Origin of the sequence: Streptomyces fragilis, from assembly GCF_003112515.1 — a bacterium.
In the GTDB taxonomy this organism is placed as follows: Bacteria; Actinomycetota; Actinomycetes; order Streptomycetales; family Streptomycetaceae; genus Streptomyces; species Streptomyces fragilis.
Genome location: NZ_BEVZ01000002.1, coordinates 229,904 through 245,952, shown reverse-complemented (window position 1 = coordinate 245,952; position 16,049 = coordinate 229,904). Strand labels below are relative to the sequence as shown.

Sequence of the window (16,049 nt, the reverse complement as noted above, 5' to 3'; positions counted from 1 at the left end):
CGTCAGAGCAGGCCGTGGCGGGGTGGGCGGGTGCCGTGCAGGGTGTGGCGGCCGATGTGCTGGATCTTCCACCGGGCCGGGTCGTGCAGGGTGTGGGTGCGGGCGTCGCGCCAGTACCGGTCGAGCTGGTGGGAGGCGAGGGCGGAACGGGTGCCGGACACCTCGAAGAGGGCGTCGGCCACCTCCACGGCCGCCTTCCCGGCGGTCACCTTGGCGGCCGCCACGGCGATCGAGGCCTCCGCCGCGGTGTCGTCGGTCAGGTCCGCGCGGGCCGCGTCCACGGCGCGGGACGCCGAGCTCAGCAGCGCCTCGGCGGCTCTCACCTGGACGGCGAGCTCACCGAAGCGCTGGATCAGCAGCGGGTCGTCGAAGGCCTCGGGGTAACCGGCGTCCACGCCCTCGAACCACGGGCGGGACTTGGTCCGCACGAACGCCACCGCCTCGCCGAGGGCGCCGTCCGCGATCCCGGCGTCGATCGCCGCGTGCAGCAACTGGGCGACGGCGCCGTGCAGTTGCGGGCCGCTGAAGGTGAGGTGGTGGGGCAGGATCCGGTCGGCGGGCACCCGCACCGCAGCCAGCCGGACGGTGCCGCTGGCAGTGGTGCGCTGGCCCATGCCGTCCCAGTCGTCCACGACGGTCAGCCCCTCCGCATCGCGCGGCAGGTAGGCGACGTGCAGTTCGCCGTCCTCGGCGCGGGCCAGCACCGGGATCCAGTCGGCGAACAGGGCGCCCGTGCAGTAGTTCTTGGTCCCGGTCAGCAGGTACGAACCGTCGCCCAGGGGCTCGAGCCGGGTGCGGATGTCCTGGACGTGCCGGGTGCCCGCCTCGGACTGCGCGTTGCCCAGGCGGGCGCCGCCCAGGATCTCGCCGAAGAAGAATTTCCGCTGCTCCTCGGTGCCGTGCAGACGCAGGACGTTGACGTACACGAAGTGGCTCTGCGGGATCTGCGCCAGGCTGGCGTCCGCGGAGGCCAGCAGGCGGAAGATCTCGGTGAGGGTCTCCTGGCGCACGTCCGCCCCGCCGAACTCCGCCGGCACGGTCACCGCCAGCAGGCCGGACGCCGAGAGCTCGCCCAGCTCCTGCTCCGGGAGCCGGCGTTCGGCGTCCCGGTAGGCGGCCTCGTGCCGGAACCGTTCGGCCAGCTCCGCCGCGACGGCGAGGGCCTCCGCGTCGTCGGCGATCACGTGGGCGGGCGGGGACAGGTACGGGGCGGTGGCTGTCATGGTCTCTGCTTTCCGTCGGGAACGCCGGGTGGCGTGGGTGGGGGGTGCCGGGTCGGGCGCGGACGCGTGGGCGGCCCCGGAGGCCGGCTCCCGCCCGGTGCCGGTTTCCGTCCGGTGCGCGGTTCCATTCCCCGGTCCCTCCCGCCGGGCGGCGGGGGTGGGCGGCCGCGGCGCCCGCGTCGGTCGGCGGGCCGGGCGACGAACGGTCCGCTCTCGCTCGACGGCGCCACGGGCGACGGCGGCACGGGGACGGGACGTCCTCGGCGACGCCGGGAGGAAGCGCGGGAGCCTCTCCGCCGAGCAGGACGCGGAGGAGACGGGTGTCGCGCGGAGTGCGCGGGGCGTGGGACCCGTGCGGCGCGTGGGACGCGGCGGAGCGCGGGGGGCGCGGAACCCGGGGAGGCCGGGGCGCCGGCTACGTCAGGACGTGCGACAGAGCGCCGCGGCGACCCTGACCAGGTCGACACAGCGGCGGGAGGTGAGCGTCCGGCGCAGCATGCACCGATGCAAGCACGAAGCCCGGCCACCGTCAACGGACGCTCCGGCATGCGGAATTGCCGCGCCCGGTGGTGACGCGAACCAGCCACCCGCGCTCCCACAGCCGGGGTCCGGCGGGCGGCCGGGATCGCCCGGCGGGCGGGAAGGGCGGGACGCTCCGCCCGGCGCCGACGTGAGGCCCGGGAGGAGTCCACGGTGGCCCGCCCGCACCGCGGCGCTGGAGCGCGCGGCGGTGGAGCGGGACACGGTGCGGGCCGTCGGCTACTGGGCCGGAGCCACGGTGGGCACTGGCCGGGACACGGTGGGCACTGGCCAGGACACGGTGGGCAGCGGCCGGGACACGGCCGGGCGGTGGCGCGCGCGGCGGTGGAGCGGGACACCGTGCGGGCCGTGGGCGGCCGAGCCGGAGCCACGGTCGGACGGCAGCCGGGCGGTGGCCGGGCCACGGCCGGGCGGTGGGTCAGTCCAGCAGGTCGCCGAGGAGGTCGGCGAACTCCTCCGGGGTGAGCACCCGCACGCCCAGTTGCTCCGCCTTGATCGCCTTGCTGCTCGGCTTGCCGCCCGCGGAGGGCGCCGCCACCAGGTACGCGGTCTGCGCGGTGACGCCGTCGCCGGACTTTCCGCCGGCGCGCTCGATCAGGTCCTTCATGGCGGTGCGGCCGAGCTCCGCGAGCGGACCGGTCATCTTGCCGGTGACGACCACCTTCATGGGGCGGCCGTCCTCGCCGACGAGCGGCCCCTCGCCCGCGCCCTCGCCGACCGGTTCGGTCATGGTGGCCCCCGCGGCGGTCATCTTGTCGATCACCGGCGCGAGTTCGGCGAAGGCGGCGACGATGCCCGGCGCCTTCTCCGGCCCGATGCCCTCGACCTCCTGCATCGCCTCCGCGTCCGCCGCGCGGACCGCGTCCATGGTGCGGAAGTGGGCGGCGATCCGCTGCGAAAGGCGGCGGCCGGTGTTGCGGATGCCGAGCGCGCAGAGCTGACGGCTCAGCGGCTTGAGCCGGGCGGCCTCGATCTGCGCGACCAGGTTCGCGCCGCGCTTCTCGCTGCCGGCGGCGCGGGACAGCGTCTCCAGGTCCAGGGTGTACAGGTCGGCGATGTCGGCGACCGCGCCGGAGGCGACCAGCGCGTTCACGTACGTCGTGCCCAGGCCGTCGATGTCGAGGCAGTCGCGCTGCGCGGCGTAGGCGATCAGCGCGGGCAGGCGGCAGGCGGCGCCCTTCACGCACCGCCACCGCTCCTGGCTCCGGTCGATGTCCCCGCCGCAGTGCGGGCACGCCTCGGGCAGCGGCACCTCCACGGCGTCCGCCGGGCGCAGCCCCACGACGGCGGCCTGGACGCGCGGGATGATGTCGCCGGCCTTGTACACGGTGACGGTGTCCCCGATGTGCAGGTCGCGCCGCCGTATGTCGGCCGGGTTGTGCAGCGTGGCGTACTCGACGGTGGTGCCGTCGAGCTCCACCGGCTCGAGCCGTGCCCGCGGGGCGAGCACCCCGGTGCGGCCCACGTTCCACTCGACGTCCAGCAGCCGGGTCGTCCGCTCGACCGCCGGGAGCTTGTAGGCGATCGCCCAGTAGGGGAAGCGGGACCCGAAGCCGGCCGCCCGCTGCTCGGCGACGTCGTCGGCCTTGACCACGACGCCGTCGATGCCGAACGGCAGGCTCGGCCGCATCGCCTGGATCTCCTCGACGCGCGCCTGCGCCTCCTCGATCGTGCGCACGCACCGCAGCGCGGCCGGGTTGTCGCGCGTGGTCCGCACGCCCGCCGCCGACAGCAGTGCCAGCACCTCGCTGTGCGGGGCCCCCGCGGGCAGGAACGATCCGCCGTCCAGGTCGACGGCGCCGTACGCCCAGAAGGTCAGGCCCAGCCGGTAGGGCCGGTCCTTGGCGCGCAGGGTGCCGGCCGCGCCGTTGCGCGGGTTGGAGAACACCTTCGCGCCGTGCTCCGCGCGGATCCGGTTCGCGTCCTCGAACTGGGCCTGGGTGAAGAGGACTTCACCGCGCACCTCGACGGTGGCCGGGGTCCGCAGCCGCTCCGGGAGTCCGTCGACGGTGCCGATCACGTGGCTGACGTCCTCGCCGAACCGTCCGTCGCCGCGGGTGACGACCTGGACCAGCCGGCCGTCGCGGTAGCGGGCGGCGATCGCCGCGCCGTCGAGCTTGGGCTCCACGGTGTACCCGCCCTCGACCGGCCGGCCCAGCCGCCGCTGCAGGCTCTCGCCCCACGCGGTCAGCTGCTCGGCGGAGAAGGCGTTGTCCAGGGAGAGCATCGGCACCGTGTGCGCGACGTCGCCGACCGGGGCGGCCCCCGCCGCGACCTGGTGGGTGGGCGAGTCGGCGGCCGCCTGCCCGGGGTGTGCCTGCTCGTAGGCGGCGACGGCCAGGAGTTCCCGGTCGTACATCGCGTCGTCCATGACGCTCTCGGCGGCGATGTCGCCGTCGCCGCCGTAGTAGGCCCGCGCCGCGGCGCGGACGCGGGCGATCGCGGCCTCGTACTGGGCAGGGGTGGTCAGCGCCTCTACGGCGGGGGAAGTCGTCATGGGGATCACTCTTCCGCAGGGGTCCGACAATCCGGAACGCACTGTTCCGCCGACACCGGGGCGAGATACGCCAGGGCCACCAGGGCCGCCGCCGCAAACGCCGCGGGCACTGCCGCGGCCACCGCCGCGGACACCACCGGCACCGCTGCGGCCGCCGGCACCGCTGCGGCCCACGGCACCGCTGCCGCCACCGGCACCGCTACGGCCAACGGCGCCGTTGTGGTCAACGGCGCCGAGGAGACCGGCGCCGGAAGCGGGCCGGACTCCGCCGCCGGAACCGAAGCCAGGGCCGACCCCGGCACCGCCACCGGGGCCGACGCCGGCACCGCCACCGGGGGCGAGGACGGCACCGCCGCTGGGGGCGCTGCCAGCACCGAGTCCGGCACGGCCGCCGGGACCGGCCCCGTGGCCAGCACGGGCACCGGCCCTGGGGCCACCGCCGGGACCGGGGCCGGGCGCACCGTCGGGACCGGCCCCGGGGCCGGCGCGGGGACCGGGGCCGGGCGCGCCGCCGGGACCACCGCGGCCGGGTCGGCCCGCGGCGGTCCCGGCCGTGCCTCACGCACTCACGGCCTCCGCGCGGACGAGCGGGGCGGCACGTCCGGCCGGGGCGGTGTCCTCGTGCCAGGTCCACAGGCGGGACACGGCGTCGAGGTCGAGGTCGTGGCCCTCGGTCCAGATCCGGGCCGCCGCCGCCAGCACCGACTGGCGGTCGGCCTCCGGGGTGCCGGCGCGGGCCGGCAGCAGCGGGGTGACCGCCCCGGCGCCCAGCCGCACCGAGCGGTGACGGCGGGCGAAGGCGGTGAGGGTCTGACGGGGACCGGCCTCAACCAGCAGGACGTCGTCGGCGGCGAGCAGGTCGTCCAGGGCGTCCCGGAAGTGGACGGTGTCGGTGATCTGGCGGGCCCAGAACCGCGGGTCGCGGGCGTCGTCGGGGCTCATCGGGCCGCCGGTGTAGCCGGAGTACAGCGCCGCCCGCGGCTCGCGCAGCGGGAGGGAGCGGTAGTCGGCCTCGACGGCGTCGGAGGCGGGCGCCATCGCCGGGGAGTGGAAGGGGCTGGTGGCGGGGACGGTGACCGCGGTGAGCCCGTCGGCCTTCAGGCGGGCCGCGACGCCGGCCAGCGGCTCGCTCGCGCCGGCCAGCATGACCTGCTGGTTGGCGTTGACCGCGGCGATCGCCACCCCGTCGACCAGGTAGGGGCGCAGCCGTTCCTCGCTCGCGGCGACGGCGAGCATGCCGCCCGCCGGGATCTTCACGGCCTCCCTGACCCGTGCCAGGACCATCGCGACGGCGTCGGGCAGGCCGATCACCCCGGCGAAGGTCGCCGCCACCAGCTCGCCGGCGCTGTGGCCGAGGAAGGCGACCGGCTTCACGCCCCAGCTGAGGATCATGCGGCCGAGCGCGTAGTCGACGGCGAACAGCAGCGGCTGGGCCCGGCGCACGTCGTCGATGTCGATCGCCGCGTTCCGCGGGTCGAGCCAGTCCGCGCGGATCCGGGCGCCCTCCTCCCCCATGTGGGACAGGGCGGCGTCGACGGCCGCGGTGAACACGGGTTCGCGGCGGTAGAGGCCGGCGGCCATGCCGGCGTGCTGGGAGCCCTGGCCCGGGAAGAGCAGGGCGACCGGGCGGGGCCGGGCGGCCTCGGCGGCGCGGGCCCGCCGGACGGCGGGGGCGGCGAGCGCGGACACGGCGACGGCGGCGCCCCGCACCGCTCCCGCCGGGACGCCGCAGGGCAGCGTCGCCGGGAGGGCCGGGTAGGCCCGGCGGTCCATGTGGTCGAGCGCGGCCAGGAGTTCGCCGCGCACCTGGGCCTCGTCGTCGGCGGTGCGGCCGGACCACAGGACCAGCCGGTGGCGGTCGGGGTCGGAGCCGCGCGGCTCGGGCGGCAGCGGGCGCAGCGGCGGGGCCGTGTCGGCGCCGCGCGGGGCGTCCACGTCCAGGACGCCGAGCACGGAGTCCGCGTCGGCCACCGCTTCGGCGGCGCGCTTGACGGCGTACACGGTGATGGTCTGGGCGTCGGGCTCCCCGAAGCCGGCGACCAGGACGAGGTCGGCCGTGCCCTCGTGGAGTTCGTGGTGCGCGCGGCGCAGTGCGGCGCCGGGCGTGGTGGTGGTCCGCACGGTGAAACCCTCGTGCTCGGCGCCCAGCCCGGGGTCGGTGACGGCGGCGCCGACGACGACCACGGTGCGGGCCGGCAGGTCCTCGGGGGAACGGCCGAAGGCGCGCAGCACGGCGGAGACGGCGGTGGCGGACGCCGTGACGGGGGCGGTCCCCCGCGGGGCCGGGCCGGGCCTGACGATCAGTCGGCGCACGACGGCGCTCTGGGACGTGAGTGACATGGTTCCCTCCTCGTGGAGCGCGGATCGGGCCGCGTGTGCCGTGGCCCTGGCGCGACGAGCCGTGGTGCGAAGCCTTGGAGCGCGGGGCGCCGGTGCGAAGGGGCTCGCGGCGCGGAGCCGCGGTGCGAAGGGCCCTGGTGCGCGAAGCCTTGGTGCGGAGGGCCCCGGTGCGCGAAGCCCTGGTGCGGAGAGCCCTGCGGCGCGCGAAGCGCTGGTCCGGAGAGCCGTGGTGCGCGAAGTCCTGGTGCGGAGAGCCCCGGTGTGCGAGGCCCTGGTCCGGAGAGCCCCGGTGTGCGAGGCCCTGGTCCGGAGAATCCCGGTGCGCGAGGCCCTGGTCCGGAGAGCCCCCGCGAAGCGCTGGTCCGGAGAGCCCCGGTGTGCGAGGCCCTGGTCCGGAGAGCCCCGGTGTGCGAGGCCCTGGAGCCGCCGAGAGCCCCGCGGTGCGGTGCGAAGCCCGGGGCGCCAGTGGAAACGCGGACCCAGCGCTGATGCCCGAGTGCGGAGCCCTGGGCGCAGGATCCCCGAGCGCGGGGTGCCCGGGCACGGAATGCCCAAGCGCGAAACCCTCGGGCGCGGGAGCCCCGAGCACCGAACCCCCAAACGCGGGAACCCCAAGCGCGGGAACCCCGAGCACGGACCTCCCGGACGAGGGGAACCCCGAGCACGGACCCCCCGGACGCGGGGAACCCCGGCACGGACTCCCGGCGTGCGGGCCCCAGGCGGGAAGGCGGGCGCCCCGCCCCCGCCGGGGGAGTGCGGGGGCGGGGCGTCCGCGCGGTGTCCGGCTCAGGCAGCGGTCGCCGAGCCGGCGTTGATGAGGGCGAGGAGCGCGCGCGGGGTCTCCGCGTCGACCACCGCGTCGTCGGGGATGCTGATCCCGTAGTCGCGCTGGATCTCGCCGATGACCTGGAGCAGGGCCAGGGAGTCGTAGCCGAGGTCCATGAAGGGCGTGTCGATGACGTCGCCGTCGAGGTCGACGCCCTCCTCCTCGCCGGCGCTCTCGCGGAGCATGCGGGTCAGGTCGGCCAGGGTCACGGTGGCGGTGGTGGTGGTCATGGCTGGTGCCGTCCTCTCGGTTGGGCGCGATGGTGGTGCGGGACGAAAAGGGCGATCCGCGGGAGCACGGTGTCGCCCCGGGCACGCGCGGCCGCGGCGGGCCGTGCGTGCCCCCGGCGCCCGGGAGCGCCGGTTCCGGACCGCGGCGGGCTGCCGCGGGCGGGGTCCTGGACGCCCGGTGTCAGTGGGCGCGGCGCAGGACGAGCGCGGCGTTGAAGCCGCCGTGGCCCCGGGCGAGGACGAGCGCGGTGCGCAGGTCGGCCTCACGCGCCTCGGTGACCAGGTCGATGGTGTGCTCGGGGGCCGGGCCGGCCACGTTGACCGTGGGCGGGACGACGCCGTCGCGCAGGGCGAGGAGCGCGGTCGCCGCGTCGAGGGCGGCGCCCCCGGCGAGCAGCCGGCCCGTCATGGTCTTGGGAGCGGTGACCGGGACGCCGCGCGGGCCGAACAGGTCGGTCAGCGCCTGCGCCTCGGCCCGGTCGAGCTCCGGCACGCCGGAGGCGTCCGCGAAGACGACGTCGACGTCCCCGGCGGTGATCCCCGCGTCGGCGAGGGCGTTCTCGGCGGCCCGGCGCAGGCCGGGCGGGCGTCCGGTGCCGGGCGCCGGGTCGAGGGTGGCGGCGTACCCGGCGACCTCGCCGTACACGTTCCCGGCGTCGCGGGCGCCGGCCGAGCCGGCGTCCTCGACGACCAGGATCGCGCCGCCCTCGCCGGGGACGTATCCGGCGGCGTCGGCGGAGAAGGGGAGGAAGGCGCGGGCCGGGTCGCCGACCGTGCTCATCAGGCCGGAGGCGATCTGCGGCACCCAGCCCCAGGGGCAGAGCGCGGCGTCGACCCCGCCGGCGACGACGGCGGAGAAGCCCTTGCGGATGTGGCGGCGGGCGTGGCCGATGGCGTCGATGCCGCCGGCCTGCTCGGTGAGCAGGACGCCGCTGGGGCCGCGGAGCTTGTGCCGGATGGAGATCTGGCCGGTGTTGACCGCGTAGAACCAGGCGAAGGACTGGTAGGCGCTGACGTACTCCTTGCCCTTGCTCCACAGGTTCTGGAGCTCGCGCTGGCCGAACTCGACGGCGCCGCCGGACGCGGAGGTGACCACGCCGATGCCGTACTCGGGGAACTCCCCGACGTCCAGGCCCGCGTCGGTGAGGGCCCAGTCGGCCGCGGCGAGCGCGAGCCGGGTCATGTGGTCGGTCTGCGGCATCAGCCGGCTGGGGATGTGCTCCTCGGCGGCGAAGCCGGGCACCTCCCCCGCGACGGACGAGGGGTACTGGGCGGCGTCGAAGCGGGTGACGGGCCCCAGGCCCGACTCGCCGGCCAGGGTGGCCTTCCAGTACTCCTCGGTACCCAGGCCGTTGGGGGCGGTGATCCCCAGGCCGGTCACCACTGCGGTGGTCATGCGGTCCTCCTGTCCGGACGGGCCAGCACCATGGCGCTCTGGAACCCGCCGAAGCCGCTGCCCACGCTGAGCACCACGTCGGCCCTCTTCTCGCGGGCGGTGAGCGGGATGTAGTCGAGGTCGAGGTCCGGGTCGGGCTCGTGCAGGTTGGCGGTGGGCGGCAGGACGCCGTGCTCCATCGCCAGGGCGCAGGCGGCGATCTCCAGGGATCCGATCGCGCCGAGCGAGTGGCCGATCATCGATTTGATGGAGCTGACCGGGGTGCGGTACGCGTGCTCCCCGAGGCTGCGCTTGAAGGCGCCCGTCTCGTGACGGTCGTTCATCTTGGTGCCCGAGCCGTGCGCGTTGACGTAGTCGACGGTGTCCGGCGCGAGGCGGGACTCGGCGAGGGCGGCGTCGATGGCCTCGGCCATCTCGATGCCCTCGGGCTTGAGTCCGGTCATGTGGTAGGCGTTGCAGCGGGAGGCGAAGCCGGCGATCTCGGCGTAGATGTGCGCGCCGCGCCGCTTGGCGCTCTCCAGCTCCTCCAGGACCAGGATCGCGGCGCCCTCGCCCAGGACGAGGCCGCTGCGGGTGCGGTCGAAGGGCCGGCAGGCGCTCTCCGGGGTGTCGTTGCGCGGGGTGGTCGCCAGGATGGCGTCGAAGCAGGCCGAGGTGATCGGGGAGATCGGGGCCTCGGTGGCTCCGGCGATCATGACGTCGGCCGAGCCCTCGCGGATGAGTTCCACCGCGTGGCCGAGCGAGTCGAGTCCGGAGGTGCAGCCGGTGGAGACGACCGCGGCCGGTCCCTCCGCCCCGGCGGCCCTGCCGACCTCGGCGGCGATGGAGCTGGGCACGAAGTGCCGGTACAGCTCGGGCACCGCGTACTCGTGGTCGACGTTCCACTTGCGGCCGCTGTCGCTGACGACGGCGTACTCGCGCTCCAGGCTGGTGGTGCAGCCGACCGCGCTGCCCACGGCCGTGCCGACGCGGCCCGGGTCGAGGGAGGCGATCTCCAGTCCGCTGTCGGCGAGCGCCTCGCGGGTGGAGACGACCGCGAACTGCGCGGCCCGGTCGAGTCTGCGGGTCTCCTGCTGGGACAGACCCGCCAGGAGCGGGTCGAAGTCGGCCTCGGCGGCGACCTGGGAGCGGAACGGTGAGGGGTCGTAGAAGGAGATCCTGCGGGTGGCCGTGCGGCCCGCGGTGAGCAGGTCCCAGTACGCCTTGACACCGACCCCGCCCGGCGCGACGACGCCCAGGCCGGTGATGACGACTCGGCGCGTGGTCTGCCTGGCCTTCGACGAAGCCGGGTGCGCGGCCGCGCTCCGGCCGGCTGGCACTGTGGGGGTCACTGTCGATCCCTTCGTCCGTGCTGTCGCGATTGGGTGTCGGCGGGCCGGAGGGGGTCCGGGGGTGTGAACCCCCTCGGCCGGCCAGCCCGGGCGGCGGCCCCTTCGTGACGGGCCGCCGGTGTCCGGTGAAGCCATGGAACGTCCGGCCCCTAGAACCGGACTCGTGTTCGCGTGGATGCGTCCGTGGCCGGCTCAGGTGGGCACGTTGCCGTGCTTGCGCGAGGGCGTCTCGGCCCGCTTGGCCCGCAGCATCGCCAGCGAGCGGATCAGCACGGCGCGGGTCTCCCCCGGGTCGATGACGTCGTCCACCAGGCCGCGCTCGGCGGCGAAGTAGGGGTGCATGAGCTCGGTGCGGTACTCCTCGACGCGGCGGGCCCGCGCCGCCTCGGGGTCGTCGGCCGCGGCGATCTCACGGCGGAAGATGACGTTGGCGGCGCCCTCGGCGCCCATCACCGCGATCTCGTTGGTGGGCCAGGCGAAGGACAGGTCGGCGCCGATGGACCGCGAGTCCATGACGATGTACGCGCCGCCGTAGGCCTTGCGCAGGACGAGGGAGATCCGCGGCACGGTCGCGTTGCAGTAGGCGTACAGCAGCTTGGCGCCGTGCCGGATGATGCCGTTGTGCTCCTGGTCGACGCCGGGCAGGAAGCCGGGCACGTCGACGAGGGTGACCAGCGGGATGTTGAAGGAGTCGCAGGTCGACACGAACCGGGCGGCCTTCTCGCTGGCGTGGATGTCCAGCACGCCGGCCAGCGCCGAGGGCTGGTTGGCGACGATGCCGACGGGGTGGCCGTCGAGCCGGGCGAGCGCGCACACCACGTTGGGCGCCCACGCCTCGTGGACCTCGAAGGTCTCCCCGTCGTCGACGATCTCCTCGATGACCGCGCGGATGTCGTAGCTGCGGCCCGGGTCGGCCGGCACCAGGTCGGTGAGGGCGTCGGTGCGCCGGTCCGCGGGGTCCTCGCAGGGCACGGCGGGCGGCAGCTCGCGGTTGTTGGAGGGCAGCAGCGCGAGCAGGAACCGCACGTCCTCCAGGCAGTCGGCCTCGTTGTCGTAGGCGAAGTGGCAGACGCCGGAGGTGCCGGCGTGCACGTCGGCGCCGCCGAGCCCGTTGTGGGTGATCCGCTCGCCGGTGACGGCCTGGACGACGTCGGGGCCGGTGATGAACATCTGCGCCGTCTCGCGGACCATGAACACGTAGTCGGTGAGGGCCGGCGAGTAGGCGGCGCCTCCGGCGCAGGGGCCGAGCATCACGCTGATCTGCGGGACGACGCCGGAGGAGGCGACGTTGCGGCGGAAGATGCCGCCGTAGCCGGCCAGGGCGGTGACGCCCTCCTGGATGCGCGCGCCGGCGCCGTCGTTGAGGCTGACCAGCGGCGCCCCGGCGTCGGCGGCCAGGTCCATCACCTTGTGCACCTTCGCGGCGTGCGCCTCGCCGAGGGCTCCGGCGAAGACGCGGAAGTCGTGCGCGTAGGCGAAGACCGTGCGGCCGTGGACCAGGCCCCAGCCGATCACCACGCCGTCGCCGTGCGGCTTGCGCTCCTCCAGGCCGAAGCCGTGGGCGCGGTGCCGCCGCAGCGGCTCGATCTCGGTGAAGGTGCCCTCGTCGAAGAGGAGGTCGAGCCTCTCGTGGGCGGTCAGCTTGTTCTTGGCGTGCTGCCGTTCGGTGGCCGCCGGATCGGGACCGCGGCTCACCTCCTCCTTGAGGCGGCGCAGTTCCGCGGTGGCGCGGCGCAGGTCGGGGGCGGCACGGCCGAGGGTGATTTCTTCGAGGATCGTCATCGGCCGAACGTAGGAACGCTGCCTCGAGACGTGCTGGAGGGGCTGTCAAAAGGCCCTCGCCTCGGCCCTCCCGGCGGCCCTTCGCCGACGCCGCCGGCGCCCCGTCCGCCCTCGGTGTGCCGGGTGCCGGGGCGCCCGGCCCCCGCGGGGTCAGCGCTTGGCGGACACCGGGAGGTCGAGGGCCGGGTCGGCGGAGAGGACCGCCTGGTGCAGCCGCTGCAGGCGGGCCGAGGGCTCCAGGCCGAGCTCGTCGACGAGGGTGCCGCGCAGCCGCTGGTAGGCCTCCAGGGCGCGCCAGGCGCCGCCGGCGCGGTGCAGGGCGGTCATCAGCTGGGCGCAGAAGTTCTCGTGCATGGGGTGCCGGGCGACCAGCACCCGCAGTTCGGGCACGATCTCGGCGTGCCGGCCCAGCCGCAGGTCGGCGTCGATCCGCCGCTCCAGCGCGGCCATCCGGTCCTCCTCCAGCCGCAGCACCTCCAGCTCGAGGACGGTGCCGACCCGGACGTCGACGAGGGCGGAGCCCTGCCACATCCTCAGCGCCCTGCCCAGCAGGTCGGAGGCGGTGCGGTGGTCGCCGGCCTCGTGCGCGGCGCGTCCCGCCGCGGCGATCCGGGCGAACTCGTGGGCGTCGATCTGGCCGGGCTGCACCTGCAGGAGGTATCCCCCGTGCTGGGTGACCAGGACGTCCTTGGGCCGGCGGGACGGGTCGCCGTCGAGCGCGGCGGCGATCTTGCGGCGCAGCTGGAGGATGTACGTCTGCAAGGTGGTGGCCGCGCTGCGCGGGATGTCCTCCCCCCATATCTCCTCCATGAGGGTCGCCACCGTCACCACCCGGTCGGCCTGCAGGGCGAGCAGCGACAGGATCTGCCGGGGCTTGGCCGCGGTGGGGACGACGGACACCCCGTTCTCACGGGCCACCAGTGGTCCCAGGACCTGGATCTCCATGTTCTGTCCCTCCTTCGGTGCGTACGGCAAGTCCGTTGTGGGCCTGCACGGGCTGCTGCGAAGTCTGCGGCGAGCCTCGCACCTGCGGCGTTCGAGTCCCAGTGAGGGCGTCACGTGGGCGGGCGTGAAAATGTCATGCCCCGCAGGTGACGTCGGCACTGTGCCGTCCGCCACGGCGCCCAGCAGAATCCTGGCCATCGGGAAGTGATCGCAGCTTCGTGAGTCCGACCCAACACAGGGGGATCACCATGAACACCGTCACGCACCTCTCCGCGCCGGCCGCCTCCGGCCCCCTCCCGCTCTCCGGCGACCACCGCTTCGCCCTCCTGACCGCCCGCGCCGGCCTCGAGCCCGAGCTGGCGCAGCGCTACACGAGCGACCCGGTCACGGTCCTCGCCGAGTTCGGGTTCGCGGCGACGGAGCCGGTGTACGGGGACGACTTCGCGGAGGCCTTCGGCGCCTCCCTCGCCGACGGCGGCATCGGCCGCACCCTGGTCATCGACCACCTGGACCGGCCGGGCTCCGGTGCGGCCGGCGGCTGTTACGGCTGCGCCACCATCATGGCGCCGCTTCCCGGTGAGGCCGGGGCGGCGCTTGCATGACCATCACCGACGGGGGGACCGGCACGGAGCTGCCGGTGGGGTTCAAGAGACATCTGCGGGTGGAGGCCATAGACGGCGACGCCGTCTACCTCCTCTCGGAGTGGGGGACGACGGCGCTGCAGGGCCGTGAGGTGCAGGCGCTCGCGGCGCTGCTGGACGGCACCCGCACCCTGTCGGACGTGCTGCGGGAGGCGGCGGCCACGGTGCCGCCGGCCACCGCGGCGCGCCTGATCGCCGACCTGGCGCGGGCCGACCTGGTCGGCTACCACGACCCCGCCTCGGACGCGGCGGCCGAGGCGTACTGGGAGTTCGCGGGGCTGCACGGACCGAGCGCGTCGGCCTCCTTCCGCCTCAACGCGGTGCGGGTCGTGGATCTGGGCGGACGCCACGACCCGGCCGCGGCGGTGGCCGGGTGCCGGGCGGCCGGTCTGCGGGTGGTCGGCCCCGACGAGCCCGGCGAGGCGGCGCTGACCCTCGTGCTGTGCGACGACTATCTCGACCCCCGGCTCGCGGAGGTGGACGCCCGGCACCGGGCGGCCGGCCGGGTCTGGCTGCCGGCCAAGCCGTCCGGCGCGGAGACCTGGGTGGGCCCGGTGTTCGGCGAGGACGGGGCCGCCTGCTGGGCGTGCCTGGCGCACCGGCTGCGCCAGCACCGCACCTCGACGGCGCCGGTGCTGCACGCCCTGGGGCTGGACGGGACGGTCCCGGTCCCGGAGGTCTCCTTCGGCGCGGTGCGGGCGCTGGGTTTGCACACCGCGGTGCTGGAGGCGGCGAAGTGGGTGGCGGGGATGCGCTACGAGGGGCAGCGCGCGGTGTGCACCCTGGACACCCGCACCCTGGCCACCGAGCGGCATCCGGTGTCCCGCCGGCCGCAGTGCCCGGTCTGCGGCGATCCGCGGCTGGTCGGCCGGCAGGTGCTGCGGCCCTTCGTGCCGGTCTCCAGTCCCAAGGCGGGTGTGGTGGGCGGCAACCACCGCTCGCTGAGCGCCTCGGCGGTGCTGGCCCGCTACCGCCACCTGGCCGACCCGGTCACCGGGATCGTCTCGGAGCTGCGGCCCGCCCCGGAGTCCCCGGAGGGGCTGAACCGCTACCTGGCCGGCCGCAACCTGGCCCTGGGCGACAGCCGTTCGCTGGCCGGTCTGCGGGGCGGTCTGCGCGGCCGCAGCGGCGGCAAGGGGACGACGCCCGAGGAGGCGGAGGTCGGCGCGCTGTGCGAGGCGCTGGAACGTTACTGCGGCGCGCGGCAGGGCGACGAGCCCGTGGTGCGCGACAGTCTCGCCGGGCTCGGCGAGGCGGCCCTGCACCCCAACGCCTGCCAGCTGTTCGCCGACCGGCAGTTCGCGGAACGCTCCCGGTGGAACCCGCTGCACTCGCAGTTCCAGCAGGTCCCCCCGCCCTTCGACCCGCAGGCGCCGGTCGACTGGACGCCGGTGTGGTCCCTGACCGCCGGCGCCCAGCGGCTGCTGCCCACCTCCATGCTGTTCTTCGGCCCGCCGCCGGGCGGCGTCGCCTGCGCGCCGTGGGCGGACTCCAACGGGAACGCGGCGGGCAGCAGCCCGGAGGACGCCGTCGTCCAGGGGTTCCTGGAGCTCGTGGAACGCGACGCGGTGGCCCTGTGGTGGTACAACCGCACCCGCCAGCCGGCCGTGGACCTCGACGCCTTCGACGAGCCGTGGCTCGCCCGCACCCGCCTCGCCTACGAGCGGCTCGGCCGGGAACTGTGGGTGCTCGACCTGACGGCCGACTTCGGCATCCCGGTCATGGCGGCGGTGACCCGGCGCGCCTCGGGACCGGTCCAGGGCGTCTCCTTCGGGTTCGGCGCCCACTTCGACCCGCGGCTGGCGCTGCGCAGGGCGGTCACCGAGGCCGCGCAGTTGTTGCCAGGGGAAGCGGAATCGGCCGAACTGGTATCCGACGACGTGGACCTGACCCGCTGGTGGCACGGGGCTACGGTGGAGAATCAGCCATACCTTCGCCAAGATCCGGCCGAAGCCCCGCGCACCCCCGCTTCCTACTCCTTTTCGCACCGCGGGGACCTGCGCGAGGACGTCGAGTTCGCCGAGCGGCTCGTCCGCGACCGGGGCATGGAGATGCTGGTGCTCGACCAGACCCGTCCCGACGTGGGACTTCCGGTGGTAAAGGTCGTCATCCCGGGTTTGCGTCACTTCTGGGCGCGTTTCGCCCCTGGGCGGCTGTTCGACACCCCGGTCGAGCTGGGCAGGCTGACACGTCCCACGCCATACGGGGAAATCAACCCGATCCCCCTGTTTGTCTGAGTTCGGCGGCGGCTGCGAACCGTTGACCTGTGTCCGGCGTCACGGCATACCATGCGTTCCG

The 16,049-nt window shown here is 75.3% G+C and carries 10 protein-coding genes; 2 read left to right on the top strand and 8 right to left on the bottom strand.

The annotated features are described in order from the left end of the window. Positions 1 to 2: 2 nt before the first annotated feature. The 8 genes from Sfr03f_RS03130 to Sfr03f_RS03090 form a co-directional block, all read right to left on the bottom strand. Positions 3 to 1,223, bottom strand: a complete 1,221-nt coding sequence (locus tag Sfr03f_RS03130; protein WP_108952145.1) for an SfnB family sulfur acquisition oxidoreductase — start codon at positions 1,221 to 1,223, stop codon at positions 3 to 5. Positions 1,224 to 2,181: 958 nt separating this feature from the next. Continuing rightward, a complete protein-coding gene (gene ligA, locus Sfr03f_RS03125) occupies positions 2,182 to 4,260 on the bottom strand; it encodes an NAD-dependent DNA ligase LigA (protein ID WP_108952144.1) in 2,079 nt (692 codons plus the stop codon). 558 nt (positions 4,261 to 4,818) lie between these two features. After that, on the bottom strand, positions 4,819 to 6,600 hold the full coding sequence (locus Sfr03f_RS03115) for an acyltransferase domain-containing protein (protein ID WP_245967371.1): 1,782 nt from the start codon (positions 6,598 to 6,600) through the stop codon (positions 4,819 to 4,821). 786 nt (positions 6,601 to 7,386) lie between these two features. Next, on the bottom strand, positions 7,387 to 7,656 hold the full coding sequence (locus Sfr03f_RS03110) for an acyl carrier protein (protein ID WP_108952142.1): 270 nt from the start codon (positions 7,654 to 7,656) through the stop codon (positions 7,387 to 7,389). Between the two features lie 181 nt (positions 7,657 to 7,837). Beyond that, on the bottom strand, positions 7,838 to 9,052 hold the full coding sequence (locus Sfr03f_RS03105; protein WP_108952141.1) for a ketosynthase chain-length factor: 1,215 nt from the start codon (positions 9,050 to 9,052) through the stop codon (positions 7,838 to 7,840). Further along, a complete protein-coding gene (locus tag Sfr03f_RS03100; RefSeq protein WP_108952140.1) occupies positions 9,049 to 10,371 on the bottom strand; it encodes a beta-ketoacyl-[acyl-carrier-protein] synthase family protein in 1,323 nt (440 codons plus the stop codon). Before Sfr03f_RS03100 ends, Sfr03f_RS03105 begins: the two co-directional genes overlap by 4 nt. Positions 10,372 to 10,575: 204 nt before the next feature. Further along, positions 10,576 to 12,165 (bottom strand): acyl-CoA carboxylase subunit beta, encoded by a 1,590-nt coding sequence (locus Sfr03f_RS03095; protein WP_108952139.1) that lies wholly within the window; start codon positions 12,163 to 12,165, stop codon positions 10,576 to 10,578. A gap of 150 nt (positions 12,166 to 12,315) precedes the next feature. Beyond that, on the bottom strand, positions 12,316 to 13,110 hold the full coding sequence (locus Sfr03f_RS03090; protein WP_108952138.1) for an AfsR/SARP family transcriptional regulator: 795 nt from the start codon (positions 13,108 to 13,110) through the stop codon (positions 12,316 to 12,318). Between the two features lie 248 nt (positions 13,111 to 13,358). On the opposite strand from Sfr03f_RS03090, the gene Sfr03f_RS03085 reads away from it, so the two are divergent. Continuing rightward, positions 13,359 to 13,712 carry a hypothetical protein gene (locus tag Sfr03f_RS03085; RefSeq protein WP_108952137.1) on the top strand — a complete coding sequence of 118 codons (354 nt, stop codon included), beginning with the start codon at positions 13,359 to 13,361 and terminating at the stop codon, positions 13,710 to 13,712. Then, the gene (locus tag Sfr03f_RS03080) at positions 13,709 to 15,988 is read left to right on the top strand and encodes a TOMM precursor leader peptide-binding protein (protein WP_108952136.1); all 2,280 of its coding nucleotides are present in this window, start codon (positions 13,709 to 13,711) and stop codon (positions 15,986 to 15,988) included. Before Sfr03f_RS03085 ends, Sfr03f_RS03080 begins: the two co-directional genes overlap by 4 nt. Positions 15,989 to 16,049 lie beyond the last annotated feature (61 nt).